Raw genomic sequence first — 24480 nt, forward strand, 5'->3', positions numbered from 1 at the left:
GCCGGGGTTGTCCGCAGCGTTACGAGAAGAACAGGTATCAATCCGATTTCAGAGAAATGGGAATCCCCGCCACCACGAGAGTTGCCGACTCACTGGCCTCCGCGACCCGCGCATTGAGCCGGCCGAGCATGTCGCGGAACAATCGGCCCGAAGAGGTCGCGGGCACCACTCCGCTACCGACCTCGTTGCTCACGGCGACCACCGGCACCGCACACTTCCGCCACGCCGCGATCAACTCGTCCACATCGGAGTGGACAGGGTCGAGGTCGCCACCATCCCAGACACCGTGGATATCGAGCCGTGCCGTCAACCACGTTCCGAGACAATCGATCAGCAGCGGTTCCGTAGCGGTGCACAGCACCTCGGCGACATCGACCGTCTCCACCGTCGACCATGAACCGGGACGTCTTTCCCGGTGCAGTGCAACACGTTCCGCCCACTCCGCGTCACCCTCTCGTGTCCCGCCGGTGGCGACGTAGGTGACGGACGGGCAGGACGCGAGTAGTTCCTCGGCGTGCCGCGACTTGCCCGACCGCACTCCCCCGAGAACCAGCGTCCGATGCGGCACGACCGGAGTCCCTTCACCCACGTGGACCACCTCACCATCACGACCGGGACGAGCATCCACCTGCTGCAGACGATTCCGCAGTTCGTCGATGGGCGGATTGTGGTGGCCCAGATGCACTGCGACCACCTCGGTGTTCTCGGTGACGGCACCGACACCGCGCAGACCATCCACCATCGCGCCGAACTCGGGCAGGCCGAGGTGACCCTCGGACAGTTCGGAACGGTCGCCGAAGGTTTCCTCGAGGAATACCGCGTCGAACCGGGCGTCGCGCACGGCCTCGAACCACTCGGCGAGCCACATCCCGGTGTCGCACGCCCACAGCAACCGCGACCCGCCCGGGCCCGACAGGTCGTACAGCACCGCGTCGCCGTCGCGGAAGACCTTGTGCCGTGCGGGAAGAACGCGCACCGAGTAGTCGCCGACGGTGAGCGAGTCCCCCGGCTCGACCGGAACGAAACGCACCGGCGCGTCGGGAGCCACCCAGGGTCTACAGGTGTCGAGCGCGTCGGCGGGACCTATCACATCGAGTTCGACGCCGGCGGCCACCCACGACCGGAACAACAATGCCTGCGGGCCCAGATGATCTGCATGGGCGTGGGTCAGGAGGATATGCCGCACCTGCGCCAGCGACCTGCCGTGCCGCACGGCTGCGCGGGGCGCCTCAGGACCGCAGTCGAGCATCAGCACATCGTCGACGAGTGCCGCGGTTTGCCCGCGGATCTCGCCGCGACGCGCGGCATCCGCGCAGGATGCACACGTGCAGAACGGGTTCGGCCACCCGTCCGCCGCGCCGGTTCCCAGGAGCACGACCTCCATCAGCGGTCCTTCGTGCTGTCGCGGAGCGGGAGGACGGCGCGACCCGCCGGGCGGTCGAGGATCTCGACGCGGGCGCCGTAGACCTGCGCGATGCGTTCGGCGGTGAGGACGTCGTCGGGCGCTCCGTCGGCGACGACGTGCCCGCGATCGAGCAGTACGAGCCGTTCCCCGTATTGGGCGGCGGAGGTCAGGTCGTGCATCGCGGCGATGACGGTGAGGTCGCCTTCGGTGCGCATCGAATCGACGAGTTCGAGTACCTGCTGCTGGTGTCCGATGTCGAGTGCGCTGGTGGGTTCGTCGAGGAGCAGCACCCGCGGTTGCTGGGCGAGAGCGCGTGCGAGCACGACGCGCTGCAGCTCACCGCCGGACAGTTCGGTCGCGAGTCGCGGTGCGAACGCTTCGAGCTCGAGCCGTTCTACGATCCGGTCCACCACCTCGCGGTCGTGCGCGGTCTCGGATCCGAAGCGCGGGATGTGCGGGGTGCGGCCGAGATGGATCAGTTCCCTGACGGTGACACCTTCCGGCACCACGGGGCGTTGCGGCATCAGCGCGACCGCGCGTGCCATGTCCCGACGTCCGGCGCGCCCCGGCACGATGTCGGCGACCTGTAGGTGACCGGTGGCCGGCACGAGACCGGCGAGGACGTGCAGCAGGGTGGTCTTGCCCGACCCGTTGGGCCCGACCAGCGATAGCCAGGAGCCGGCGGTGACGTTCAGGTCGATCCCGTGCAGCACCTCGACGCCACCGCGTTCGGCGCTGAGCTGCCGGCACGACACCGTCATGGTCGGGTTGGTGAGAACATCGCTCTTCATCGGACACCTCGGCTCCGTCTGAGCACGACGAGGAAGAAGGGCGCCCCGATCGCCGCGGTGACGACACCGATCGGCAGTTCGGCGGGCGACATGACGGTGCGGGCCAGGACGTCCGCGAGGACGAGGAAGGACGCACCCACCAGCAGCGACAGCGGCAGCAGGAGACGGTGGCCGGGTCCGGCGAGCAGCCGGACCGCGTGGGGGACGACGATGCCGACGAACCCGATGAGACCGCTCGCCGAGACGACGGCCGCGGTTCCGAGGGTCGCGACGCAGACGAGCAGCAGCCGCACGCGCGCCGGGTTGATCCCGAGGCTCGCGGCTTCGACGTCGCCGACCGCCATGACATCGAGTGTGCGCCGATGCAGCGCGATGATCGCGACGGTGACCACGACGTACGGCAGGACCACGACGACGTCGGACCAACCGTCGGTGGACAGGCGGCCGAGCATCCACGAGTACACCTGCCGCAGGGTGTCGTCGTGCAGCTGCATGAAGAACGTCTGGATCGCGTTGGCGAAGGCCGCGACGGCGACACCGGCGAGGATGATGACGACTTCCGAGCGGCTGCCGCCGACGGTGCGGCCGAGCGAATACGTCGCGCCGACGGCGAGCAGGCCCCCGGCGAAGGCCGCGATCGGGACACCGGCGAACCCGGCCGCGCCGCCCACGACGATGGCGAGGGTGGCACCGAGACCGGCGCCGCTGGAGACCCCGAGCAGATAGGGATCGGCGAGCGGATTGCGGAAGACCCCTTGGTAGGCCGCACCGGCGATGGCCAGCATCGCACCGACCAGCACCCCGAGCACGACGCGCGGCATCCGGATGTTCCACAGGATCGCCTGCTGACGCGTGCTCAACCCGGAGTCGACGTCGACGAGCGGCAGGCGGTCGGCGATGTCGAGCAGCACCCCGCCCGGGGTGAGACCGGCGGGCCCGACGAGGATCCCGACCAGCATCGCGGCGAACAGGGCGAGCACGGCGCCGGTCAGCACGAGCACGTTGCGCGGCGGTACCCGCGCACCACCGGGTGGCAGTGCGCGGGTGTTGCCTCGCGACACGGAGATCAAGGCGTGGGCTGGACCGCGGGGATGGTGCCGACGATCCGGGCGACCTCACGCATCAGGTCCACGACGCGCGGCCCCCAGCGACTGGCGATGTCCTCGTCGAGGACGTAGACCTGGCCGTCCCGGACAGCGGTGAGCTCGCCCCATCCGGCACGTTCCGCGACGACCTCGGGCGTGACGCCGCAGCACTGGCCGTCGGCCAGGAAGATCACGTCGGGGTTCTGTTCGAGGACGTACTCGACGGACAGCTGCGGGTAGCCGTCGCCGCCGGTCGCGATCGAGGTCAGCCCCAGCATCGAGTAGATCTCGCCGATGTAGGTGTCGTCGGTGACGGTGTAGAAGGTGTTGTCGAGCTCGTGGTAGTAGGTCAGCGTGGTCTCCCGTTCGGGGAGGCCGGCGAGAATCTCGTCGATGTCCGTCTTCATCTGCGCCACGAGTTCGGCGGCGTCGCCGACGTGTCCGGTGACGGCTCCCAGCTGCTCGATCTGGGCGTAGGTGTCGTCCAGGTTCTCGGCCGCGGGAAGGATCAGCGTCTCGACACCGGCCTGTTCGAGTCCCGCAACGAGATCGGCGGTATCGGCGTTGGCGACGACCAGGTCGGGTTCGTAACCGAGGATCGCCTCGACGTTGGGGGTGTACCCCGACAGATCGGTGACGGGCGCGTCGGCCGGATAATCGGATCGGTCGTCGACCGCGACCACCTGGTCGCCGGCACCGACGGCGTAGAGCATCTCCGTGCTGGTGGGGCTCAGCGACACGATGGCCTGCGGGACGTCCGCGGAGGTGGTGTCGGTGTCACCGGACGGTGACGAATCGTCGCTGCTCGAGCACCCTGCGGCGAGGAGCGCGAAAGCGGTCAGCCCGGCGGCGAGCAGCCGTCGGTGGTTGTCGAGTGGCACAGCCATCCTCCGTTGTTCGGAGGACGAAAACAGCACGGCTGCAACAGGCGGTTGCGGCACGCCACCGTCCTTCGTCCGAGGACCAGTACGTACGGACCCTCCGCGCCGGCCGACCTGGCTCACCCCGTATCGGGACTTACAGTTGCGGGACAGCGCCGGGATCTCACCGGCTTCACCGAAAACGCAGCGGGTGCCCTACCGGATCGGCAGGACACCCGCAGCGTAGCTCACGGCGTCCCAGGTCAGGACAGCGCCTGCTGGAGATCCTCGAGCAGATCCTCGGGATCCTCGAGGCCCACGGACAGTCGCACCACGCCGTCGGACAAACCGATCGCGGCCCGCCCCTCCGGTCCCATCGCCCGGTGGGTGGTGGTCGCCGGGTGGGTGATGAGCGACTTGGAGTCGCCGAGATTGTTCGAGATGTCGACGATGCGCAGCTTGTTCAGCAGCTCGAAGGCACGCTTCTTGCCCTCGCCCTCGGGGGCGTCGAGCTCCAACGTGATGATCGTGCCACCGCCACTCATCTGCGACTTCGCGAGTTCGTACTGCGGGTGCGACTCGAGATACGGGTACTTGACCCAGCGCACCGCATCCTGCGATTCGAGGAACTGCGCGATGCGCAGCGCCGAATCGACCGAGGCGCGCAACCGCACCGGCATGGTCTCGAGACCCTTGAGCAGCGTCCACGCGTTGAACGGGCTCAGCGACGGCCCGGTGTGGCGGATGAGCTTCTGCACCGGCCCGTCGATGTAGTCGGCGGGTCCGAGGATCGCTCCGCCGAGCACGCGGCCCTGACCGTCGATGTGTTTGGTGCCGGAGTAGACGACGATGTCGGCACCGAGATCGAGGCTGCGCTGCAGCAGCGGGGTGGCGAAGACGTTGTCCAGCACCACCTTCGCGCCCGCCGCATGCGCCATCTCGGAGACGCGACGCACGTCGACGAGGGTCTGCATGGGGTTCGAGGGGGTCTCGAAGAAGACCGCGGTGGTGGGCACCGACAGTGCCTTCTCCCACTGGTCGAGATCCTCGCCGTCGACGAACACCGTCTCCACGCCCCAGCGGGGCAGAATCTCGTTGCACACGACGAAGCACGAACCGAAGAGGCTGCGTGCCGCGACGAGACGGTCGCCCTTGCCGAGCAACGCGGCGAGCGCGGTGAACACCGCGGACATGCCGGACGCGGTGGCGTACGCTCCCTCGGCACCGTCGAGCAGGCGCAGGCGCTCCTCGAACATCTTCACCGTGGGGTTGCCGTAGCGGGAGTAGACGAAATGGTCGACGTCGCCGGTGAAAGCGGCCTCGGCGGCCTCGGCCGACTCGTAGACGAACCCGGAGTTGAGGTAAAGGGCCTCGGAGGTCTCCTCGAAACCGGATCGGAGGGTGCCGCCGCGCACGCCGAGCGTGGCGGGGCGAACGGTGGCGGGCAGCGCCTTGTCGAACGCGCCGCCCTGGGGGATGGAACTCACGACTGCCTCCACGGCAGGCCCGCGGCCCGCCAGCCCTCGGCACCGCGATGGCTTTCGCCGTCGAGAGCGCCTTCGAATCCTTCGAGAACGTTGTAGGCGGGGGTCAGGCCCGCAGCGGTGGCGGCCGTGGCCGCTCCGATGGAGCGCTGCCCCGAGCGACACAGGAAGATCACCGGTCCGCTGCCGATACCCGCTGCCCTCAGATCCTCGACGAAGTTCGGGTTGAGGGCGCCGTCGGGGTAACGAACCCACTCGACGAACACGGTCCGGCGACCGAGCGACGAGGTCTCGGGGACCCCGACGTATTTCCACTCGGCTTCGGTACGCACATCGACGAGCACGGCATCCGGATCACCTTGCAGCAGGTCCCATGCCTGCTGCGGCGTTATATCACCTGCGTAGCTCACCGGAACATATTTTCACAGGTCGGACTGTGACGTACACGCGGGCACCGCTTCGTATACGCACGGCGACACGTCAGAACCGGCAGATCCGCCACACGTCGTCGATGCGGACGACCTGCCACGTCTCGGTCTGCGTCTCCCCGTCGAGGCCGGTCCGGACGTCGACGGTGGCCCGATCGCCGTCCACGGCGATGTTCTGCGTGGCCTGCAGCTCCACGCGTCCCTCGACGTCCGCGAGCGGTGCTTCCTCGGCGGGCAGATCGCTGCACCGCAGCCGGTCGAGGATCGGTCCGTCGTTCTCGTTGTGCGCGGAGACGTAGTCGGTGACGGCGCGGCGCACCATCGCGTCCTCGGTGAGGTCGTCGCCCGCCGGGGAGAAGAGCTGGGCGCCGAAGACGACGAGGACGAGCACCACCAGGACCGCGAGGGCTCCGAGGAAAGGCCCTATGCTGCTACTGGTGGGACCGTCGGGATCCGGGCCGGGATCGGGTTCGGGTTCGGGGGCTCCGCGCTTGGCCATGCGCCCGATCCTAGTGGGCGCGAGGTCGCGGCCCGTCACGACCGCATTTGCCCTAAAAACCCTCTCGAGGTAGGAATTGTCGCATGGCCACCACGCAGCTCGTTCGACGCCTCGCCGTCGACCTGTGTCGTATGGGTGCCCACATGTGTTGTCGCTGAAGCGATTCGCTCGACGGCTCGATTCGTCCTCCTTCGCCGTCATCCCCGCGCGACCTGCGCCGAGCCCACTGAGGGCAGCCTTAATTTAAGCTGGATATGTCCGTCCGCACACCGAAGAGGTAGTTGATCCCCTGATGACCGATCAGACTCGTCCCCTTCGCGTCGCGATCGTCGGTGCCGGCCCTGCCGGTATCTACGCCGCCGACGCACTCATGAAGTCCGACACTGCGCAGGATCCCGGGGTCAGCATCGACCTGTTCGAGCGCATGCCGGCGCCGTTCGGTCTGATCCGCTACGGTGTCGCGCCCGACCACCCGCGCATCAAGGGCATCATCACCGCCCTGCACAAGGTGCTCGACAAGCCGCAGATCCGCCTGCTCGGCAATCTCGACTACGGCAGCGACTTCAACCTCGACGACCTGCAGCGTTTCTACGATGCGGTGATCTTCTCGACCGGCGCGAACGCGGACCGCGCGCTGAACATCCCCGGCATCGACCTCGACGGCAGCTACGGCGCCGCCGACTTCGTGTCCTGGTACGACGGTCACCCCGACGTGCCGCGCACCTGGCCGCTCGAGGCGGAGAAGGTCGCCGTCCTCGGTGTCGGCAACGTCGCGCTCGACGTCGCCCGCGTGCTCGCCAAGACCGGCGACGAGCTGCTGCCGACGGAGATTCCGCCGAACGTCTACGAGGGTCTGAAGAACAACAAGGCCGTCGAGGTGCACGTCTTCGGTCGCCGTGGTCCGGCGCAGGCCAAGTTCACGCCGCTCGAGCTGCGCGAACTCGACCACTCCCCGACCATCGAGGTCATCGTCGACCCCGAGGACATCGACTACGACGAAGGCTCCGAGCAGGCACGTCGCAACTCCAAGCAGGTCGACATGGTCGCCAACACTCTGCAGGACTGGGCGATCCGCGATGTGGGCAACCGCCCGCACAAGCTGTTCCTGCACTTCTTCGAGTCCCCGCACGAGATCCTCGGTGAGGACGGCAAGGTCGTCGGTCTGCGCACCGAGCGCACCGAGCTCGACGGCACCGGCAACGTGCGCGGCACCGGCAAGTTCAACGACTGGGAGGTCCAGGCCGTCTACCGCGCGGTCGGCTACCTCTCGCAGAACATCGCCAAGCTGCCCTTCGACGAGCAGGCCGGCACCGTGCCGAACGAGGCCGGACGTGTGCTCGCCGACGAGAACGCCGAGGGTCCCGACCGGTTCATGCCGCACACCTACGTCACCGGCTGGATCAAGCGCGGCCCCGTCGGCCTGATCGGCCACACCAAGGGCGACGCGAACGAGACCGTCGCGAACCTGCTCGAGGACCGGGCCGCCGGCCGGCTGAACACCCCCGAGGATCCGTCCGAGGACGCGATCGTGAAGTTCCTCGAGGACAAGCAGCTGCCGTACACCACCTGGCAGGGCTGGTACCGCCTCGATGCGCACGAGCGCAGCCTCGGTGAGGCCGAGGGCCGCGAGCGCGTGAAGGTCGTCGAGCGCGAGGACATGTTCCGCGCGAGCGAGCCGCACAAGGCGTGACAGCAGCCTGAACTGCACGAACGAGGAGGGACCCATCCGCGCGGATGGGTCCCTCCTCGCTTTCGGGTCTGCTCGGCTTTCCGGGTGCGCTCAGGTGAACAGGACGGCGCCCAGCCACACCGACGCCGCGACGAGTCCGCCGAACAGTTCGACGAGGATCGACAACGCGACCGCCTTGGTCGCCGCGACCGTCGAGACCCACGCGTCGCGGTGGGTGCGATGCCGCTGCACCTCCGACAAGTACATGCCGAGCAAGAAGCCCAGGAACAGCCCGACGACGGGGACGACGAAGAACCCGACGATGCCGAGCAGACCGGCGAGGATCAACGAGCGGTTCGGCACCCCGGCCTGCTGCAGTCGCTTGCCGGGCCAGGTGTACTTCACGATGCCGGTGACCAGCAGCGCCACCGCCGCGACGCCCAGCACGATCCATGCGGTGGTGCCTCCCGTGAGGAACGCCCATACGGCGATCGCGCCGAAGATCAGCAGGACGCCGGGCAGGACCGGCAGCACGATCCCGAGCAGGCCGACGAGGATCGCCAGCCCGACGAGCAGTTCGCCGCCGGCACTCACGGCGCCACCGAGCGGGTCGAGCGGGCGGAAGACAGCGGAGTACCGGGACGCGGTGGCAGCATGGTGGGACTATATGTGCCACCGGTCCACGCCCCCGGGAGGACGCGATGAGCAGTACCAGGCCTCACAGCAGCCCGAAGAGTGCATCGGACGCCGCAGCCGCCGCGGTGCGCGGCGACGTCCGGTACTTCACGACGCCCGGTGTCGATCCCGCCGAGGCGGTGGAGTGGCAGCGCCGCGACGCGCGGATCGTCCACCACGGCACCGGTCGTGTCGTCTTCGAGCAAACCGATGTGGAGTTTCCTGCCTTCTGGTCGCAGAACGCCACCGACATCGTCACGCAGAAGTACTTCCGCGGGCAGCTCGGACACCCGGATCGTGAGCACTCGTTGCGCGACGTGATCGCGCGCATCGTCGACACGATCACGGCGTGGGGGCACACCGACGGTCATCTCGACGATCCGGAGGCATTCGCCGCCGAGCTGACCTATCTGCTGATCCACCAGCGGGCCTCGTTCAACAGTCCCGTCTGGTTCAACATCGGGGTGCCGAACACTCCGCAGCAGGCCAGCGCGTGTTTCATTCTGTCGGTCGACGACAGCATCGACTCGATCCTCGAGTGGTACCGGCAGGAAGCGGTGATCTTCAAGGGCGGGTCGGGCGCCGGGGTGAACCTCTCCCGGATCCGCTCGTCGGCCGAACCGCTGACCGGTGGCGGAAGCGCATCGGGGCCGGTCAGCTTCATGCGCGGCGCCGACGCCTCCGCCGGCACCATCAAGTCCGGCGGCAAGACCCGGCGGGCCGCGAAGATGGTGATCCTCGACGTCGACCATCCCGACATCGAGGAGTTCGTCGACTGCAAGGCGATCGAGGAACGCAAGGCGCGGGTGCTCGCCGAGGCCGGTTTCGACATGGGTCTCGACGGCACCGACATCCATTCGGTGCAGTACCAGAACGCGAACAACTCGGTGCGCGTGACCGACGAGTTCATGCACGCGGTGGTGGCCGACGCCGAGTGGCCGCTGCGTACCGTGACGACCGGCGAGACGGTCCGGACTGTCCGCGCGCGAGAGTTGTTGCAGCGCACCGCCGCCGCCACCTGGGAGTGCGCCGACCCGGGCATCCAGTACGACACGACGATCAATGCCTGGCACACCGCCTCCGCGACCGGCCGGATCAACGCGTCGAATCCCTGCTCGGAGTACATGCATCTCGACGATTCGGCCTGCAACCTCGCGAGCCTGAATCTGCTGACCTTCCTGCGCGAGGACGGCACCTTCGACGTCGACGGTTTCCGTCACTCCGTGGCGGTGATGCTCACCGCGCAGGAAATCCTCGTCGGCCGCGCCGACTACCCCACCGAGCGGATCGGTGAGACGTCGCGGCGGTTCCGGCAGCTCGGGCTCGGTTACGCCAACCTCGGTGCGCTGCTCATGGCTTCGGGCCTGCCCTACGACAGCGAGGCCGGCCGCGCGACGGCTGCGGCGATCACCGCCCTGATGACCGGTCACGCCTACGCCGTGTCGGCGGACATGGCGAGGCGCCTCGGACCGTTCGACGGTTTCGACGAGAACCGCGCGCCGATGCTCGACGTGCTGGGCAAGCATCGTGGCGCACTCGATGACATCGACGCCGATCTCGCACCGGCCGACGTGCTCGATGCGGCACGACAGGCGTGGGACCGCGCCGTGGCCGACGGCTCTGCCCACGGTGTGCGCAACAGCCAGGTCAGCGTGCTCGCACCGACCGGCACGATCGGGCTCGCGATGGATTGCGACACCACCGGGATCGAACCGGATCTGGCGTTGGTGAAGACCAAGAAGCTCGTCGGCGGCGGCAGCCTCACGATCGTCAATCGCAGTGTGCCGCGCGCACTGTCGCGTCTGGGTTACAGCCCGTCGGAGGTCGCCGATATCGTGGCGCACCTCGATCTGCATCACGATCTCGCCGGTGCGCCGCACGTGCGCGACGAGCACGCACCGGTGTTCGCGACGTCCATGGGCGACAACGTCATCTCGCCGCGCGGCCACGTCGCGATGATGGCCGCGGTGCAGCCCTTCCTGTCGGGTGCGATCTCCAAGACGGTGAACCTGCCCGAGTCCGCGACCGTCGACGACATCGCCGACATGTATGTCGACGCGTGGCGCCTGGGCGTGAAGGCCCTTGCGATCTACCGTGACAACTGCAAACTGGGACAACCGTTGTCGACGGCGTCGCGCCCTGCTGTCGCAGAAGCGGCTCCGTCCACGGCGCCTCGCCGCGAGCGGCTCCCGCGCACCCGCACTTCTCGGACGTTCGAGTTCCGGGTGGCGGACTGCAAGGGCTTCGTCACGATCGGTGAGTACGACGACGGGCGTCCCGGCGAGATGTTCCTGCGCGTGTCCAAACAGGGCTCGACGCTCGCCGGCATCATGGACGCCTTCTCGATGTCGGTCAGTTACGGTCTGCAGTACGGGGTCCCGTTGCGCACCTTCGTCCGGGCCTTCACGAGTACGCGTTTCGAGCCGGCCGGGATCACCGACGATCCGGATCTGCGGATCGCCACGTCGATCCTCGACTACATCTTCCGGCGACTGGCGATCGACTATCTCGAACCCGACGAGCGCGCCGAACTGGGCATCCTCACCGGCGCCGAGCGTTCGGTGCCCGACACCCCCACGCTCACGCCGTACACGAGCACGCCGCCGGTGCGTGAGCCCGATCCGCCGGCGACCGCGCCGCGGGGCACGCACAGCACGAGCAGCGCGAGCACGTCCTCCCCGGGTGGTCTCGCTGCTCCGTCACCGTCGAATCCGGACGCGCCGTACTGCATGCAGTGCGGAGTGAAGATGCAACGGGCCGGGTCGTGCCACGCCTGCCCGTCCTGTGGGAACACCAGCGGCTGCAGTTGAGGTGATGCGTCCATACTGGCGGGATGGTCCTGGGAGTCGACACCGAACTGACACTGACGGCCGCGGGTGCGGTCTTCCTTCTTGCGCTCGCTCTCGGCGTGTGGAAGTACCGGCAGATGGCGACGTCCGACGACCACCTCGCGCACCCGTACGTCGACATCGCCCACCGATCGGCCCTGATGTATTCCTTCGCGACGCTGCTGGTCGCGGTGTTCGTCGAGCTCAGCGCGTGGCCCACCGCAGTGAACCTCGCCGCGGCCGCGGTGATCGTGGTGTTCTTCGTCGGCGCGATCGCGAGCTATGTCGTGCACGGTGCGCTGCGCGACACCACGAATCAGTTCGCGCATCCGGTGCGCGGGACGGGTCTGGCGATGGCCGCGCTGATCGTCGGTGAGATGGGTGGCTTCGCGGTGCTGTTCGCCGGCTTCCTGTGGGGTGCCTTCGCAAGCTGAGGCCGCGTCAGGTGCGGTGTTCGAGCAACGACAGGACGTTGCCGTGCGGGTCGCGGAACCATGCGACCCGCATACCGTCGGGTGCGGTCCACGCGTCGTGGTCGTCCTGATCCATGCCGTTGTACCGGATGAACTCCACGCCGTGCTCGCGCAGTCGTTCGACGGTGCCGTCCAGATCGGATACCCGCCAGCCCAGCACGGTGTAGCCGGTCTCCTCGCGCGACTGCACGAGGGTCACCCGGACCGGTGCGCCGCCGCCTCCGTCGAGGACGAGCGCGAAGGGGTCGCGGGAGAGCTTCCGGAAGCGCAGGGTGTCGACGTAGAACATCTCCGAGACGTCGAGGTCGGTGCTCGGGACGAAGCTCACGAGTTGGCCGGTGATCGTCATACGTCCACTGTGCTCCGGAGCGCCCGAGTGCGACAGCGGATTCGGCGGATTCACGCCCCCACCTCGGCGATCCGGCGACTAGGCTCTCGATCATGAGTACTTCGGAGATCGCTACGGTCCTGGCCTGGCACGACGCTGTGAACAGCAACGACATCGACACGCTCGTGCAGTTGTCGAGCGACGACATCGTGCTCCCCACCCCCGACGACGATCCCGACCAAGGACTCGACGAACTGCGCGAGTGGGCGACGACGGCAGGGGTCACGCTGCAACCGGGCCGCCTGTTCGTCCACCACGGAATCGTGGTGGTCGAGGAGACGGTGACCTGGGCGTCCGATCCGGGTCCTCGCGACGAGGCGATCGCCTTCCGGGTGGTCGACGACCAGGTGGTCACCGTCGTCCGCCACGCCGATCTCGGCGAGGCCTTCGAGGCGACCGGACTGAGCGAGGCCGACCTCTACGAGGAGTGATCCACTCCCGACGACCGGAACCCCAGCGACCGGAGCCATATTCTGAACGCTCGCTAAGGTACTCTCCGTTGCGACAGTCCCTACACATCGGAGCGAGGTTCGTCGAGTGTCCGCTGAAGCTGTTGAGAAGAAGGGTCCGCTCGCGGGTGTCCGCGTCGTCGAGTTCAAGGGTCTCGGTCCCGGCCCACACGCCGCGACCCTGCTCGCCGATCTCGGCGCCGATGTCGTCATCGTGCAGCGCCCCGGCGAGATCCCGCCGGAGGGACAGCGCGATCCGATTCAGCGCAACCGTCGCATCGTCGAGGCCAACCTCAAGGATCCCGCCGACATCGAGAAGGTCCTGACCCTGCTCGAGCGCGCCGACGTCCTCATCGAGGGCTTCCGTCCCGGCGTCACCGAACGACTCGGCCTCGGACCGGACGTGGTCCTCGAGCGCAACCCGCGCATCGTCTACGGCCGCATGACCGGCTGGGGCCAGGAGGGCCCGCTCGCCAACGCCGCCGGCCACGACATCAACTACATCTCCCTCACCGGCGTCCTGCACGCCATCGGCCGCCAGGGCGAGCGTCCGGTGCCGCCGCTGAACATGGTCGGCGACTTCGGTGGCGGTTCGATGTTCCTCGTCTTCGGCATCCTGTCCGCCCTCGTCGAGCGTCAGACCTCCGGCAAGGGCCAGGTCGTGGACGCGGCGATGGTCGACGGCGCCCTCGCTCTCTCGCACATGATGTGGGCGTTCCGCGGTCGCGGCGCGTGGTCGGACGAGCGCGGCGTCAACATGCTCGATACCGGCGCCCCGTTCTACGAGGTCTACGAGACCAAGGACGGCAAGTACATGGCCGTCGGTTCCATCGAGCCGCAGTTCTACGCGCTGCTGCTGCAGGGCCTCGAGCTCGATCCGGCCGACCTGCCGCACCAGCTCGACACTTCCCGCTGGGCGGAGATGAAGAAGATCTTCACCGACAAATTCCTGTCGAAGACCCGCGACGAGTGGACCGAGATCTTCCTCGGTACCGATGCCTGCGTCTCCCCGGTCCTCACCTGGGCCGAGGCGGAGAAGAACGAGCATCTCGTCGCACGCGGGTCGCTGATCGAGATCGACGGCGTCGTGCAGCACGCACCGGCGCCGCGCTTCTCCCGCACCCCCGCCGGCGAGCCCGTCGGTCCGGCGGCCGAGGCCACCGACATCGACACCCTCTGGGTCTGATCCGGCAGCCCGAGCCCGCCGACGCTCCGACGATCGTCCTGGCGCACAGGATCAGACGACGAGCCGCGCCTCGTCGGGTGTGCGCCCGGAGGCGACCTGCTCGTAGGCGGCGGCCATCGCCTCGACGGCGTCGTCGAGGACCTCGACATCCTGCGTGTACGGCAGGCGCACGAAATGTTCGAACGCGCCCTGCACACCGAAGCGCGGACCGGCGGAGAGCAGCACACCGTGGGACGGCGCGGCGGCAGCCAGCGAGGTCGACACCGGCTCGGGCATCCGTGCCCACAACGACATCCCGCCCTGGCCCGGCGTGTACTCCCAGTCGGGCAATCGCCGGTCCAAGGCTGCGCACAGCGCACGGCGTCGTTCCCTCAACGCGGCGCGGCGACGTTCGAGCAGTTCGTCGACTTCGGAGAGCAGATGCGCGGCCGCGAGCTGTTCCATGACAGGCGTGCCCAGGTCGACCGCGGTCCGTGCCCCGGCCAGCCGGACGATCGTGTCGCGGTCGGCGCGGATCCATCCCACCCGCAGGCCACCCCACAGCGACTTCGCCGTCGAACCCACCGTCACCACCGACGCGCCGGCAGGCATGGCTGCGACGGGAGGCGGCGGCGGGGCGTCGAGCCAGAGATCGACCATCGACTCGTCGACGACGAGCGTGGTCCGCGTATCGCGCATGATGCGGGCCAGTTCGGCGCGGCCGTCCTCGTCGAGGCACAGGCCAGTGGGGTTGTGGAAGTCGGGGACGAGGAAGGCGGTGCGCGCCGCGGTCTGCCGGACGGCACTGGCGACACCGTCGAGATCCCAGCCGCCGTGCGGGCCGTTCTCCGGGCGCACCGGAACCGGCACCGGGCGCGCGCCGTAGCGGCGGATCGCTTCGAGCGCATTGGGATAGGTGGGGTGGTCGACGACCACCCGGTCGCCGGGGTCGTCGAGCACACCGAGCAGCAGGCGCATCGCGTGCTGCGCCCCGGAGGTGACCATGATCTGGTCGGGCGAGGTGGGCAGTCCACGCTCGCGGTAGCGGCGCGCGATGACCTCGCGCAGCACCGACACCCCTATCGGTTCCATGCCGTGCGAGTCCAGATAGGTCGACATCGACCGCAGCGCCGCGGCATACGCCGCTTCGATCTCCGCTGCCGGCGCGGGCAGCGAGGCGTTGCTCAGATCGATCGCCGGGCCGATCGGCATCCGGGACCCGGTGTTCTCCGCGCCCCGGCGAGCGGGCACGGCGACCGTGCTGCGGGCACCCTGCCGACTGCGCAGATAGCCTTCTTCCCGCAGCGCCGCATAGGCGGACGCGACGGTGGTGCGGCTCACCGACAGCGCCGCGGCGAGTTCGCGCTCGCTGGGCAGGGCGACCCCGAGCGGGACGCGGCCGTCGTGCACGAGCAGGCGGATGCTGTCCGCGAGCGCCCGGTAGGCGGGTCTGGGATCGGGGCGAGCGGAGCGACGGGGATGCGACTGCCCCGAATCCTGCCAGTTCCCGAGGTCGCGGACGAGCGACACGGCTCCGATCGCTCGAGTGATCACCGATCCAGTATGCCCCGCATCGCGCGGGCGGGATCAGGCCGGTGGATCGAGCACCTGACGGAACAGGACCGTCCCTCGCGAGTCGAGCAACTCCACCCGCATCTGCTTCGTCGCGCCGTCGATGAACACCTCACCGAAGTGCTGATATCCGTCCATCGGCGAGGTGTTCGCCGCCGGGGGCGCGTGCACGAAGATGGCCTCGGGACCGAACGTCCCGTCCAGCTCGTTGGGTCCGAAAGCACCGGCGTTGAGCGGTCCCGAGACGAACTCCCAGAACTCGTCGAAGTCGGTGAACGAGGCGCGGTCCGGCGAATAGTGATGCGCGGCCGTGTAGTGCACGTCGGCGGTCAACCACACGGTGCCGGTGATCCTGCGCGCCTCGACCGCCGACAGGACCCGCGCGATCTCCGATTCCCGGCCCGAGGGAGCGCCGTTGTCCCCGTTCGCGATTCCTTCGAAGGCCGTATCGCCGTCGGGTACGACCAGGCCGATCGGCAGGTCGGCGGCGATGATCTTCCAGGTGGCGGTCGAACGGGTGAGTTCGTCGATGAGCCACTGCGTCTGCGCGCTGCCGAGCACCTGCCCCGCCGCGCCGACGTTGGTGCCGTTGGCGTCCTTGTAGGTCCGCATGTCGAGTACGAAGACGTCGAGCAGCGGTCCGTACCGCACGACCCGGTGGATGCGTCCGTCGACGGCCTCCGCCGGATCGAGCGGGAGCCACTCGTGGAAGGCACGGAAAGCCCGTTCCGCCAGGACGTCCACGTTCTTCTCGGTGTACTGCTCGAGATCCAGGATCTCACCCGCGTACCAGTTGTTGACGGTCTCGTGGTCGTCCCACTGCACGATCTGCGCGACGGAGGAGTTGAACCGCCGATAGTTCTCGTCCATGAGGTTGTAGGCGTACTGGCCGCGGTACTCGTCGAGGGTCTGCGCCACAGCACTCTTGGCCTCGGTGACGATGTTGCGCCAGATCCGGCCGTCCGGCAGCTCGACGGTCTCCTTCAGCGGGTTGTCGGCGTACACGACGTCGCCGGAATGCACGAACAGGTGCGGGTCGCGACGGGCCATCGTGTCGAAGATCGTCATCCCACCGATGTCGGGATTGATACCGAAGCCCTGACCGGCGGTGTCGCCGGACCACTGCAGCCTGATGTCGCCGGGTGCGGTCGGGGCGGTGCGGAACAGACCCGTCACCGGCTCGGACGTGGCGCCGTCCTCGCCTTCGAGGACGACACGATAGTGCACCTGCTCGCCGGCCGGCAGTCCCGTCAGCCGCAGTCGGCCGGTTCCGTCCGTCTCGGGCGTCAGCAGACCACCCACGTGCCGGACGGGATCGGTGAAGGATTCGGTGGCCGCCGTCTCCACGACGAGCCGCGCCGGTCGATCCGAGCGCGCCCACACGAGCGCCCCGTCGGCCCGCACATCGCCGGTGGCCACACCGTGGGTGAGGATCGGCCGCTCACGGACGAGGCTCGGCGTTGCAACGGAACTTCCCGACGAGCACGCCACCGCCGGAGCCGCGAGGGCTCCGAGCGCGACGGTGCGCAGCAGGGTTCGACGGGACACGTACATGGTTCTCCCCGGGGTCCGACGGACTGTGCGGGACGAGCGTGCACAGTCCGTGCGAACCGTCGGTGAACATGCAGTGAGGGATCGGCGCCCGTCCGACGACGAATCGGCGCGGGCCGGGAACTACCCCGTCAGCGGATGACGTCGCGTCGGACGATCGTCTCGTCGCGGCCCGGCCCCACACCGATGCAGGAGATGTAGGCGCCGGAGAGCTCCTCGAGACGCAGCACGTAGTTCTGCGCGTTCTTCGGCAGCTCCTCGAAGGTGCGGGCGTGGGTGATGTCCTCCCACCAGCCCGGCATCTCCTCGTAGATCGGCTTGGCGTGGTGCACGTCGGTCTGCGTCATCGGCATCTCGTCGATACGCACACCGTCGACCTCGTAGCCGACGCAGATCGGCACGGTGTCGAGACCCGACAGCACGTCGAGCTTGGTGAGGAAGTAGTCGGTGATGCCGTTGACGCGGGTCGCGTAGCGGGCGATGACGGCGTCGAACCATCCCGTGCGGCGGGCGCGACCGGTGGTGACACCGACCTCTCCACCCTGCTTGGCGAGGTAGGCGCCGTGGTCGTCGAACAGCTCGGTCGGGAACGGACCCGAGCCGACGCGGGTGGTGTAGGCCTTGAGGATGCCCAGCACCGTCGAGATCTTCGCCGGGCCGATACCCGAACCGACAGCGGCGCCGCCGGCGGTGGGGTTGGACGACGTCACGTACGGATAGGTGCCGTGGTCGACATCGAGCAGCGTTCCCTGCGAACCCTCGAGGAGGATCGTGTCGCCGCGCTCGAGCGCCTTGTTCAGTTCGAGGCGCGTATCGGTGATGCGGTGCTTGAAACCCTCGGCCTGGGTGAGGACCTCGTCGACCACCTGCTGCGGGTCGAGCGCCTTGCGGTTGTAGATCTTGACGAGCACCTGGTTCTTGAATTCCAGTGCGGCCTCGACCTTCTGGGTGAGGATCTTCTCGTCGAGCACGTCGGCGACCCGCACGCCCACGCGGGCGATCTTGTCCTGGTAGCAGGGGCCGATACCGCGTCCGGTGGTGCCGATCTTCTTCTTGCCGAGGAAGCGTTCGGTGACCTTGTCGATGGCCACGTGGTACGGCATGATCAGGTGCGCATCGGCCGAGAGCAGCAGACGGGACGTGTCGACGTCGCGCTTCTCGAGGCCTTCGAGCTCGGTGAGCAGCACACCCGGATCCACCACGACACCGTTGCCGATGACGTTGTTGACGCCGGGCGTCAGGATGCCCGACGGGATCAGGTGCAGGGCGAACTTGTCGCCGTTGGGCAGCACGACCGTGTGACCGGCGTTGTTGCCGCCCTGGTAGCGCACGACCCACTGCAGACGTCCGCCGAGTAGATCGGTAGCTTTGCCCTTGCCCTCGTCGCCCCACTGGGCTCCGATCAGGACGATTGCCGGCATGTCGCGCTCTCCTCAGGCAGGTGTCTACGTGCGGGCGGTCTCGCCTGCAGGGTCCTGCCCAACCGGGCAGCAGCCGGGACCACAGTGTAGTCCACCCTCCGACGAGCGCGAATGACGGGACTGCAGAAGCGCCGGAGCTGCGGCGCGCGGTGGCGGGTCGCCGCCGCCCTCCCCCACCGCCTTCCCATTACAGTGGACGCAGCCGAGAGCCCGACGAACCCGACCCCTCGAGGAGACCCGTTGACCCCGGTAGTGCTCAGATGCGGTGACGTGCCATTGCCGTTGGCGCTGACCCCCGTGACCGCACTGTCTGCGCCTGCCCTCCCCGAGAAGGACGACTTCGAGGACGTCTTCGCGCATCTCGAGTCGGTGGAGGACCCTCGTCTGATCCTCGTAGGCAACGACGCGGCGTTCGCCGCGACCGTCACCCGGCTGATGCGCACCGAACGCCTCGACCTGGAGGTCGCGTACGTCCCGGAGACACGAACCCCGGCCACGGAGGCGTACGGGTTGCGGACGGGGTCGAAGGCCGCCACCGTCGCCCTGCAGGGGGTCGCGAAGCCGTTGCCGCTCATCCGCGACGACGCCGGTATCGCCCTCGTCGGCCGTGCGCTGCTGTGCGGTGAGAACGGCGATGCGCTCGTCGGGGAGGCCTACGTCGATGACACCCGCCTGTTCTCCGGCACGGTGCCCGGCATCCGCGTCGAACCCACACCCGCGATGCCCGGTCTGCGGGCCGCGATCGACCGGCCGCGCTGGTTCGGCGGCTACAAGTGGCTGACGGGTCGGGCCATGCAGTTGGGTTCCCCCGCCGCAGTCGTCACCCGCGACGGGGTCGCGAACCCCCGGGCTCTCAAGCGGTCGACCTTCTACCGGCACGACAAGAAGTGGAAGCTCGTCCGCTGAAACCCATCTTCAGCCGACGTTGACCCCTGTCGGGCTCAGCCGACGTTGACCCCTGTCGGGCTCAGCCGACGTTGACCCCTGTCGGCTCAGCCGACGTTGACCCCTGTCGGGCTCAGCCGACGTTGACGCCGTAGTCCCGTGCGATGCCCGCCAGACCGGAGGCGTAGCCCTGGCCGATGGCGCGGAACTTCCACTCGCCACCGTGGCGGTACAGCTCACCGAAGACCATCGCGGTCTCGGTGGACGCATCCTCGGTGAGGTCGTAGCGGGCGAGTTCCCGGCCGTCGGCGCGGTCGACGACGCGGATGAACGCGTTGCGCACCTGACCGAACGACTGGCCCCGCGCGTCGGCGTCGTGGATCGACACCGGGAAGACGATCGACTTGACCTCCGCGGGAACGGCGACGAGGTCGACGTTCACGCTCTCGTCGTCGCCCTCGCCCTCACCGGTGAGGTTGTCGCCGGTGTGCTCGACGGAGCCGTCCGGCGAACGCAGGTTGTTGTAGAAGACGAAATGCTGGTCGGACAGGACCTTGCCGTTCTCGCTCGTCATCAGTGCACTGGCGTCGAGATCGAAGTCCGCGCCGGTCGTCGCGCGCACGTCCCAGCCGAGGCCCACCGTCACCGCCGTCAGGTTCGGAGCTTCCTTCGACAGCGAAACGTTGCCGCCCTTGGCCAAGCTCACACCCATACCGAATCCTCTCGCTCGATGATCGTTGCCTACCGCCACCCTAGTGAAGACCGGACGAGTCGGGCAGGACGTGTGAAGGCCGTCCCGCGGGGGTAGCCGCAGGGCACCGGACGATGGCCGGGGACGGCGTTCCCGGCCTTTCGGTGTGTACGGCGAATGTCGCGCGAGGGAGAAGAGGGTCGGTTGTGGTGATTCGAGTCGCGTCGGTGCCTGCGTCGCACGTCTACGTCCGGCACCTCGCCTGCCCGGAGGGCGACGACGTGATCCGGTTGACGGATCCGGTTCCCGCCGACGGCCGCAAGGTTCCCGGGGGCTGATGGCCGCCGTTGATGCTCGAACCGGGCTGGGTGAGCGACCACCACGAGGAATTCGACGTCTTCCACATCCATTTCGGATTCGACGCGATCGGCGCGGAGCAGCTGCAGGACGTCGTCGCCGAACTCGCCGAGCACGACAAGCCTCTCGTGTACACGGTGCACGACCTGCGGAACCCGCACCACCCCACCCCCGGTGAGCACCACAAGCAACTCGACGTGCTGATTCCGGCCGCGGACGAACTGATCACCCTCACGCCGGGCGCCGCCGAGCGGATCCGTCTGCGCTGGGGCCGGGAGGCGACGGTCCTGCCGCATCCGCACGTCGTCGAACAGCACTGGCTCGAGCGACCGCGTCGCGACGAAAGTCCGTTCGTCGTGGGAGTCCACGCGAAGAGCCTGCGCGCGAACATGGATCTGTTCCCGGTGCTCGACACGCTGGCCGAGACCGTGCGCTCGCTACCCGATGCGGTGTTGCAGATCAACGTGCACGACGAGATCTTCGATCCCGACAATGCGTACTGGTACAACCCGGAAGCCGGTTCCCGCATCCGGCAGTACGGCGAGCAACCCCAGGTGGACGTGCGGGTGCATCCGTACTTCTCCGACGACGAACTGTGGCAGTACCTCTCGGATCTGTCGGTGTCGGTGCTGCCCTACCGTTTCGGAACCCATTCGGGTTGGCTCGAGGCGTGTTTCGACCTCGGCACCGCTGTGATCGCGCCGAGCTGCGGCTTCTACGGCGAGCAGCGTCGGTGCGGGGTGTACACCTACGACGAGGACACCTTCGAAGCCGACTCGCTCGATCGTTGCGTGCGAGAACTGTACGAGAGCAGGGATCTTCCGCGAGCCGACTGGTCGCAACGTATGGACGAACGTCGCGCGCTGGCCCGCGCCCATCGCGATATCTACCTGCGCGCGATGAGCAGCCGGAGCAGATCATGACGCCGTTGCGCATCGCACTCGTCGCGTCGAACAGATATCCGATCCGCCAGCCCTTCGCCGGCGGACTCGAAGCGCACGTGTGGCATCTCGCCCACGCGCTCGGCAAGGACGGCCACGAGGTGACGCTCTTCGCCGCACCGGGATCCGATCCGGAACTTCCGGCCTCGTTCCTCGAGGTGCCGTCCTTCGAGGTCAGCGAACTCGCACGCAGCGACGTGTCGATGCCCCCGGCGAACGGCTTCCTCGGCGACCACCACGCCTACCTGTCGCTGATGCTCGATCTCGCCGGACCGTCCGCCGATGCCTTCGACGTCGTGCACAACCACAGCCTGCACTACCTGCCGATAGCGATGGCCCGCATGTTGCATACCCCGCTGCTCTGCACGCTGCACACGCCGCCGACGCCGTGGCTCGAGTCGGCGATGGCGACTCCGGGTGGGTGCCCGGGCACGTTCGTCGCGGTCAGCCGGCACACCGCGACGGCCTGGGAACACGTCACGCCCGGTCCGGTGGCGGTCGTGCCCAACGGTGTCGATCTCGGAGCGTGGCCGGTCGGTTCGGGAGGTGAGGATCTGATCTGGTTCGGCCGCCTCGTGCCGGAGAAGGGCGCGCATCTCGCGATCGAGGCCGCGCGCCGGGTCGGTTACCGGCTGCGGATCGCGGGCCCGATCAGCAACCGGGGGTACTTCGCGGAACACGTCGAACCGTTCCTCGGTCCCGACGTGATCTATCTCGGTCATCTTTCCCAGCCGGATCTCGCTGCCGCGGTGGGACGTTCGGCAGCAGCACTCATCACCCCGCAATGGGACGAACCGTACGGGCTCGTCGTCGCCGAGTCCCTGGCATGCGGGACACCCGTGGTGGCCTTCGCGCGCGGCGGCATCCCGGAGGTCGTCGACGAGAGCAGCGGATGCCTGGTCGCGCCGGACGACATCAACGGCCTGGCCGAGGCGGTACCCCGCGCTGTCGGTCTGTCCCGTGCCTCCGCCCGAGCCCGCGCGGAGGAGCGTTGTTCGGAACGCACGATGGTCGATGCCTACGTCTCGCTGTATCGGGAACTCGCGGGAGCGGCATGATCGGCTACTACATCCATCACCACGGGCACGGACACCGCACCCGCGCGAGCAGCATCTGCGCGGATCTGCGGACGCCGGTGACGGCATTGTCGTCGGCGCCGCTCGGCACTGCCGCCGACGCCTTCGACGACGTCGTGCTGCTCCCCCGCGACGACCTCGCCGTCGACACCGCGCAGGACACGACGGCCCACGACGTCCTCCACTGGGTTCCCACCCACGACGACGGTCTCCGCGAACGCATGCACGCGCTGGGGTCGTGGATCGCCGCGACCCGCCCGAGCCTGCTGGTAGTGGAGGTGACGCTCCTCGCCCGCTTGTACGGGATCCCCGTCGTGGTGCTCGCGATGCCGGGCGAGCGCACCGATACCGCCCACACGCTGGCCTATCGCGTCGCCGACCATCTCATCGCACCGTGGTCGCAGGACGTCTACGATCCGCACTGGCTGCGCTCGTACGTCACCTCGTACGTCGGCGGGATCAGCCGTTTCGACGGACGCCCGTCTCCCACCCGCACAGCCGGTGAGAAGCCGAGGGTCCTCGCCATGAGCGGCAGCGGCGGATCGTCGATCACCGTCGACGATCTGCACCGGTTCTCGTCACGCTACCCCCAGTACGTGTGGGAGGGTCTCGGTGTCGCGGGCGGTCCGTGGGTCGACGATCCGTGGCCCGTCCTCACCGGCGCCGACGTCGTGATCGGGCGTGCGGGACAGAACACCGTCGCCGACATCGCGGCCGCCGCGCGACCTGCGGTCGTGATCGCCGAACCCCGTCCGTTCGACGAACAACGTTCCACCGCAACGGCTTTGGAGAAGGCCGGACTGGCGGTGGGTCTCGACGGGTGGCCCGACCCGGACCGCTGGCCCGAACTGATCGAGCGAGCACGCGGCCTCGACCCCGTCGAATGGAAACGCTGGCAGGTCGACGGTGCCGCGGCGCGCGCGGCGGCGATCCTGGACGACCTGGCGGAGCGATCGTGACCGTCTCGGTCGTCACGGTCGCCGCGGGTCGCGGCACGCATCTGCGACGCCAACTCGACGGCCTCGCACGCAGCACCCGGACACCTGACGAGCACATCGTTGTCGCGATGGGTGACCCGGAGGTCACGGAGGTCGTCGCCACGGCCGGCTCGTCGGCGCGAGTAGTGGAGATGGACGTCGACTCCGCGAAACTGCCGGTCGGAGAGGCACGGAATCTGGGTGCGCGGACGGCGTCGTCAGATCTGCTCGTCTTCCTCGACGTCGACTGCATTCCGGCTCCCGACCTGATCGAACGGTACGCCGAGGCGGCCGGCCGGCACCCGGCTGCGCTGCTCAACGGTCCGGTCACCTATCTGTCCGAACCGGGCGCCGACGGCTACGACCTCGACCGGCTGGGCGACGCGATCGATCCGCATCCGGCCCGTCCGTTCCCCTCCTCGGGTGAGATCGTGCTGGACGATAGACACGAATTGTTCTGGTCGCTGTCGTTCGCGTCCCGGTCGCTCGTGTGGGACCGCATCGGCGGGTTCTGCACCGCATACAGCGGATACGGCGGCGAGGACACCGATTTCGGACAGAAGGCCGCCCGTGCCGGAGTCCCGATGGCCTGGGTCGGCGGCGCCCATGCCTTCCACCAGTACCACCCGGTGTCGAGCCCGCCGGTCGGGCATCTCGACGACATCCTCACCAATGCCGCGCTGTTCCACCAGCGTTGGGGGTGGTGGCCGATGCGGGGGTGGCTCGACGAGTTCGAGCGGACGGGACTCGTCTCCTTCGACCCCGACACGCAGCGGTGGACGAAGGTGCGGACGACCGGCCCGTGAAGAC

22 protein-coding genes, 1 pseudogene and 1 riboswitch are annotated in these 24480 nt (G+C 68.4%); of the genes and pseudogenes, 10 read left to right on the forward strand and 13 right to left on the reverse strand.

Going from position 1 to position 24480, the window contains the following annotated elements; translation table 11 throughout:
* Window positions 1-37: 37 nt before the first annotated feature.
* The 7 genes from KXC42_RS19030 to KXC42_RS19060 all read right to left on the reverse strand — a co-directional run bounded on the left by KXC42_RS19030 (window position 38) and on the right by KXC42_RS19060 (window position 6552).
* The gene (locus tag KXC42_RS19030; protein ID WP_006552924.1) at window positions 38-1384 is read right to left on the reverse strand and encodes a bifunctional adenosylcobinamide kinase/adenosylcobinamide-phosphate guanylyltransferase; all 1347 of its coding nucleotides are present in this window, start codon (window positions 1382-1384) and stop codon (window positions 38-40) included.
* Complete coding sequence (locus KXC42_RS19035) at window positions 1384-2196, reverse strand: ABC transporter ATP-binding protein (protein WP_373922163.1); 813 nt, start codon at window positions 2194-2196, stop codon at window positions 1384-1386. Before KXC42_RS19035 ends, KXC42_RS19030 begins: the two co-directional genes overlap by 1 nt.
* Window positions 2193-3155, reverse strand: a complete 963-nt coding sequence (locus KXC42_RS19040; protein ID WP_228045161.1) for an iron ABC transporter permease — start codon at window positions 3153-3155, stop codon at window positions 2193-2195. Before KXC42_RS19040 ends, KXC42_RS19035 begins: the two co-directional genes overlap by 4 nt.
* A gap of 107 nt (window positions 3156-3262) precedes the next feature.
* The gene (locus tag KXC42_RS19045; RefSeq protein ID WP_219129385.1) at window positions 3263-4168 is read right to left on the reverse strand and encodes an ABC transporter substrate-binding protein; all 906 of its coding nucleotides are present in this window, start codon (window positions 4166-4168) and stop codon (window positions 3263-3265) included.
* Between the two features lie 87 nt (window positions 4169-4255).
* Window positions 4256-4385: riboswitch (cobalamin riboswitch) on the reverse strand.
* Window positions 4386-4404: 19 nt separating this feature from the next.
* On the reverse strand, window positions 4405-5628 hold the full coding sequence (locus KXC42_RS19050) for an O-succinylhomoserine sulfhydrylase (RefSeq protein WP_006552928.1): 1224 nt from the start codon (window positions 5626-5628) through the stop codon (window positions 4405-4407).
* A complete protein-coding gene (locus tag KXC42_RS19055) occupies window positions 5625-6035 on the reverse strand; it encodes a rhodanese-like domain-containing protein (protein WP_219129386.1) in 411 nt (136 codons plus the stop codon). Before KXC42_RS19055 ends, KXC42_RS19050 begins: the two co-directional genes overlap by 4 nt.
* Window positions 6036-6105: 70 nt before the next feature.
* Complete coding sequence (locus KXC42_RS19060; protein ID WP_219129387.1) at window positions 6106-6552, reverse strand: hypothetical protein; 447 nt, start codon at window positions 6550-6552, stop codon at window positions 6106-6108.
* Between the two features lie 292 nt (window positions 6553-6844).
* Between KXC42_RS19060 and KXC42_RS19065 the strand changes: the two genes are divergently transcribed.
* Window positions 6845-8242 carry an FAD-dependent oxidoreductase gene (locus KXC42_RS19065; RefSeq protein WP_033096189.1) on the forward strand — a complete coding sequence of 466 codons (1398 nt, stop codon included), beginning with the start codon at window positions 6845-6847 and terminating at the stop codon, window positions 8240-8242.
* 90 nt (window positions 8243-8332) lie between these two features.
* Here the strand turns inward: KXC42_RS19065 and KXC42_RS19070 are convergent, their stop codons facing one another.
* A complete protein-coding gene (locus KXC42_RS19070) occupies window positions 8333-8815 on the reverse strand; it encodes a DUF456 domain-containing protein (RefSeq protein WP_006552932.1) in 483 nt (160 codons plus the stop codon).
* A 107-nt stretch (window positions 8816-8922) separates the two neighbouring features.
* Between KXC42_RS19070 and KXC42_RS19075 the strand changes: the two genes are divergently transcribed.
* A complete protein-coding gene (locus KXC42_RS19075; protein WP_006552933.1) occupies window positions 8923-11706 on the forward strand; it encodes a vitamin B12-dependent ribonucleotide reductase in 2784 nt (927 codons plus the stop codon).
* A gap of 23 nt (window positions 11707-11729) precedes the next feature.
* The gene (locus KXC42_RS19080) at window positions 11730-12158 is read left to right on the forward strand and encodes a hypothetical protein (protein ID WP_200358561.1); all 429 of its coding nucleotides are present in this window, start codon (window positions 11730-11732) and stop codon (window positions 12156-12158) included.
* Between the two features lie 7 nt (window positions 12159-12165).
* Here KXC42_RS19080 and KXC42_RS19085 read toward each other — a convergent pair whose 3' ends face one another.
* Entirely contained in the window at window positions 12166-12546 is a 381-nt protein-coding gene (locus KXC42_RS19085; protein WP_006552935.1) for a VOC family protein, read from the reverse strand.
* 92 nt (window positions 12547-12638) lie between these two features.
* Between KXC42_RS19085 and KXC42_RS19090 the strand changes: the two genes are divergently transcribed.
* The gene (locus tag KXC42_RS19090) at window positions 12639-13016 is read left to right on the forward strand and encodes a nuclear transport factor 2 family protein (RefSeq protein ID WP_037217988.1); all 378 of its coding nucleotides are present in this window, start codon (window positions 12639-12641) and stop codon (window positions 13014-13016) included.
* Window positions 13017-13122: 106 nt separating this feature from the next.
* Window positions 13123-14220, forward strand: coding sequence for a CaiB/BaiF CoA-transferase family protein (locus tag KXC42_RS19095; RefSeq protein ID WP_019291085.1), 1098 nt, complete (start codon window positions 13123-13125; stop codon window positions 14218-14220).
* 51 nt (window positions 14221-14271) lie between these two features.
* Here KXC42_RS19095 and KXC42_RS19100 read toward each other — a convergent pair whose 3' ends face one another.
* The 3 genes from KXC42_RS19100 to KXC42_RS19110 form a co-directional block, all read right to left on the reverse strand.
* Complete coding sequence (locus KXC42_RS19100) at window positions 14272-15753, reverse strand: PLP-dependent aminotransferase family protein (protein ID WP_071935594.1); 1482 nt, start codon at window positions 15751-15753, stop codon at window positions 14272-14274.
* 33 nt (window positions 15754-15786) lie between these two features.
* The gene (locus KXC42_RS19105) at window positions 15787-17325 is read right to left on the reverse strand and encodes an alkaline phosphatase (RefSeq protein WP_071935595.1); all 1539 of its coding nucleotides are present in this window, start codon (window positions 17323-17325) and stop codon (window positions 15787-15789) included.
* Window positions 17326-17453: 128 nt separating this feature from the next.
* Complete coding sequence (locus KXC42_RS19110) at window positions 17454-18743, reverse strand: adenylosuccinate synthase (protein WP_006552940.1); 1290 nt, start codon at window positions 18741-18743, stop codon at window positions 17454-17456.
* A 252-nt stretch (window positions 18744-18995) separates the two neighbouring features.
* Here KXC42_RS19110 and KXC42_RS19115 point away from each other — a divergent pair, with 252 nt between their 5' ends.
* Window positions 18996-19649: a hypothetical protein gene (locus tag KXC42_RS19115; protein WP_024101848.1), complete on the forward strand. Its 654-nt coding sequence runs from the start codon at window positions 18996-18998 to the stop codon at window positions 19647-19649.
* Between the two features lie 112 nt (window positions 19650-19761).
* Here the strand turns inward: KXC42_RS19115 and KXC42_RS19120 are convergent, their stop codons facing one another.
* Complete coding sequence (locus KXC42_RS19120; protein ID WP_219129388.1) at window positions 19762-20340, reverse strand: TerD family protein; 579 nt, start codon at window positions 20338-20340, stop codon at window positions 19762-19764.
* Between the two features lie 188 nt (window positions 20341-20528).
* Between KXC42_RS19120 and KXC42_RS19125 the strand changes: the two are divergent.
* From KXC42_RS19125 to KXC42_RS19140, 4 genes and pseudogenes are all read left to right on the forward strand, one after another.
* Window positions 20529-21599, forward strand: a pseudogene (locus tag KXC42_RS19125) (glycosyltransferase family 1 protein).
* On the forward strand, window positions 21596-22675 hold the full coding sequence (locus tag KXC42_RS19130) for a glycosyltransferase (protein WP_006552944.1): 1080 nt from the start codon (window positions 21596-21598) through the stop codon (window positions 22673-22675). The pseudogene KXC42_RS19125 and the gene KXC42_RS19130 overlap by 4 nt, the downstream one beginning before the upstream one ends.
* Window positions 22672-23652, forward strand: a complete 981-nt coding sequence (locus tag KXC42_RS19135) for a glycosyltransferase (protein WP_219129389.1) — start codon at window positions 22672-22674, stop codon at window positions 23650-23652. Before KXC42_RS19130 ends, KXC42_RS19135 begins: the two co-directional genes overlap by 4 nt.
* Window positions 23649-24476, forward strand: a complete 828-nt coding sequence (locus tag KXC42_RS19140; protein ID WP_071935599.1) for a glycosyltransferase family 2 protein — start codon at window positions 23649-23651, stop codon at window positions 24474-24476. Before KXC42_RS19135 ends, KXC42_RS19140 begins: the two co-directional genes overlap by 4 nt.
* The last annotated feature ends 4 nt before the right edge of the window (window positions 24477-24480 follow it).

Source organism: Rhodococcus sp. LW-XY12, assembly GCF_019317345.1.
GTDB lineage: Bacteria > Actinomycetota > Actinomycetes > Mycobacteriales > Mycobacteriaceae > Rhodococcus > Rhodococcus pyridinivorans.

Bases quoted from the DNA above. Each gene is read 5' to 3' on its own strand.
- KXC42_RS19030 (WP_006552924.1), bottom strand. From the start codon at position 1,384: ATGGAGGTCGTGCTCCTGGGAACCGGCGCGGCGGACGGGTGGCCGAAC.
- KXC42_RS19035 (WP_373922163.1), bottom strand. From the start codon at position 2,196: ATGAAGAGCGATGTTCTCACCAACCCGACCATGACGGTGTCGTGCCGG.
- KXC42_RS19040 (WP_228045161.1), bottom strand. From the start codon at position 3,155: ATGCTGGTCGGGATCCTCGTCGGGCCCGCCGGTCTCACCCCGGGCGGG.
- KXC42_RS19045 (WP_219129385.1), bottom strand. From the start codon at position 4,168: ATGGCTGTGCCACTCGACAACCACCGACGGCTGCTCGCCGCCGGGCTG.
- KXC42_RS19060 (WP_219129387.1), bottom strand. From the start codon at position 6,552: ATGGCCAAGCGCGGAGCCCCCGAACCCGAACCCGATCCCGGCCCGGAT.
- KXC42_RS19065 (WP_033096189.1), top strand. From the start codon at position 6,845: ATGACCGATCAGACTCGTCCCCTTCGCGTCGCGATCGTCGGTGCCGGC.
- KXC42_RS19075 (WP_006552933.1), top strand. From the start codon at position 8,923: ATGAGCAGTACCAGGCCTCACAGCAGCCCGAAGAGTGCATCGGACGCC.
- KXC42_RS19080 (WP_200358561.1), top strand. From the start codon at position 11,730: ATGGTCCTGGGAGTCGACACCGAACTGACACTGACGGCCGCGGGTGCG.
- KXC42_RS19085 (WP_006552935.1), bottom strand. From the start codon at position 12,546: ATGACGATCACCGGCCAACTCGTGAGCTTCGTCCCGAGCACCGACCTC.
- KXC42_RS19090 (WP_037217988.1), top strand. From the start codon at position 12,639: ATGAGTACTTCGGAGATCGCTACGGTCCTGGCCTGGCACGACGCTGTG.
- KXC42_RS19105 (WP_071935595.1), bottom strand. From the start codon at position 17,325: ATGTACGTGTCCCGTCGAACCCTGCTGCGCACCGTCGCGCTCGGAGCC.
- KXC42_RS19110 (WP_006552940.1), bottom strand. From the start codon at position 18,743: ATGCCGGCAATCGTCCTGATCGGAGCCCAGTGGGGCGACGAGGGCAAG.
- KXC42_RS19120 (WP_219129388.1), bottom strand. From the start codon at position 20,340: ATGGGTGTGAGCTTGGCCAAGGGCGGCAACGTTTCGCTGTCGAAGGAA.
- KXC42_RS19130 (WP_006552944.1), top strand. From the start codon at position 21,596: ATGACGCCGTTGCGCATCGCACTCGTCGCGTCGAACAGATATCCGATC.
- KXC42_RS19135 (WP_219129389.1), top strand. From the start codon at position 22,672: ATGATCGGCTACTACATCCATCACCACGGGCACGGACACCGCACCCGC.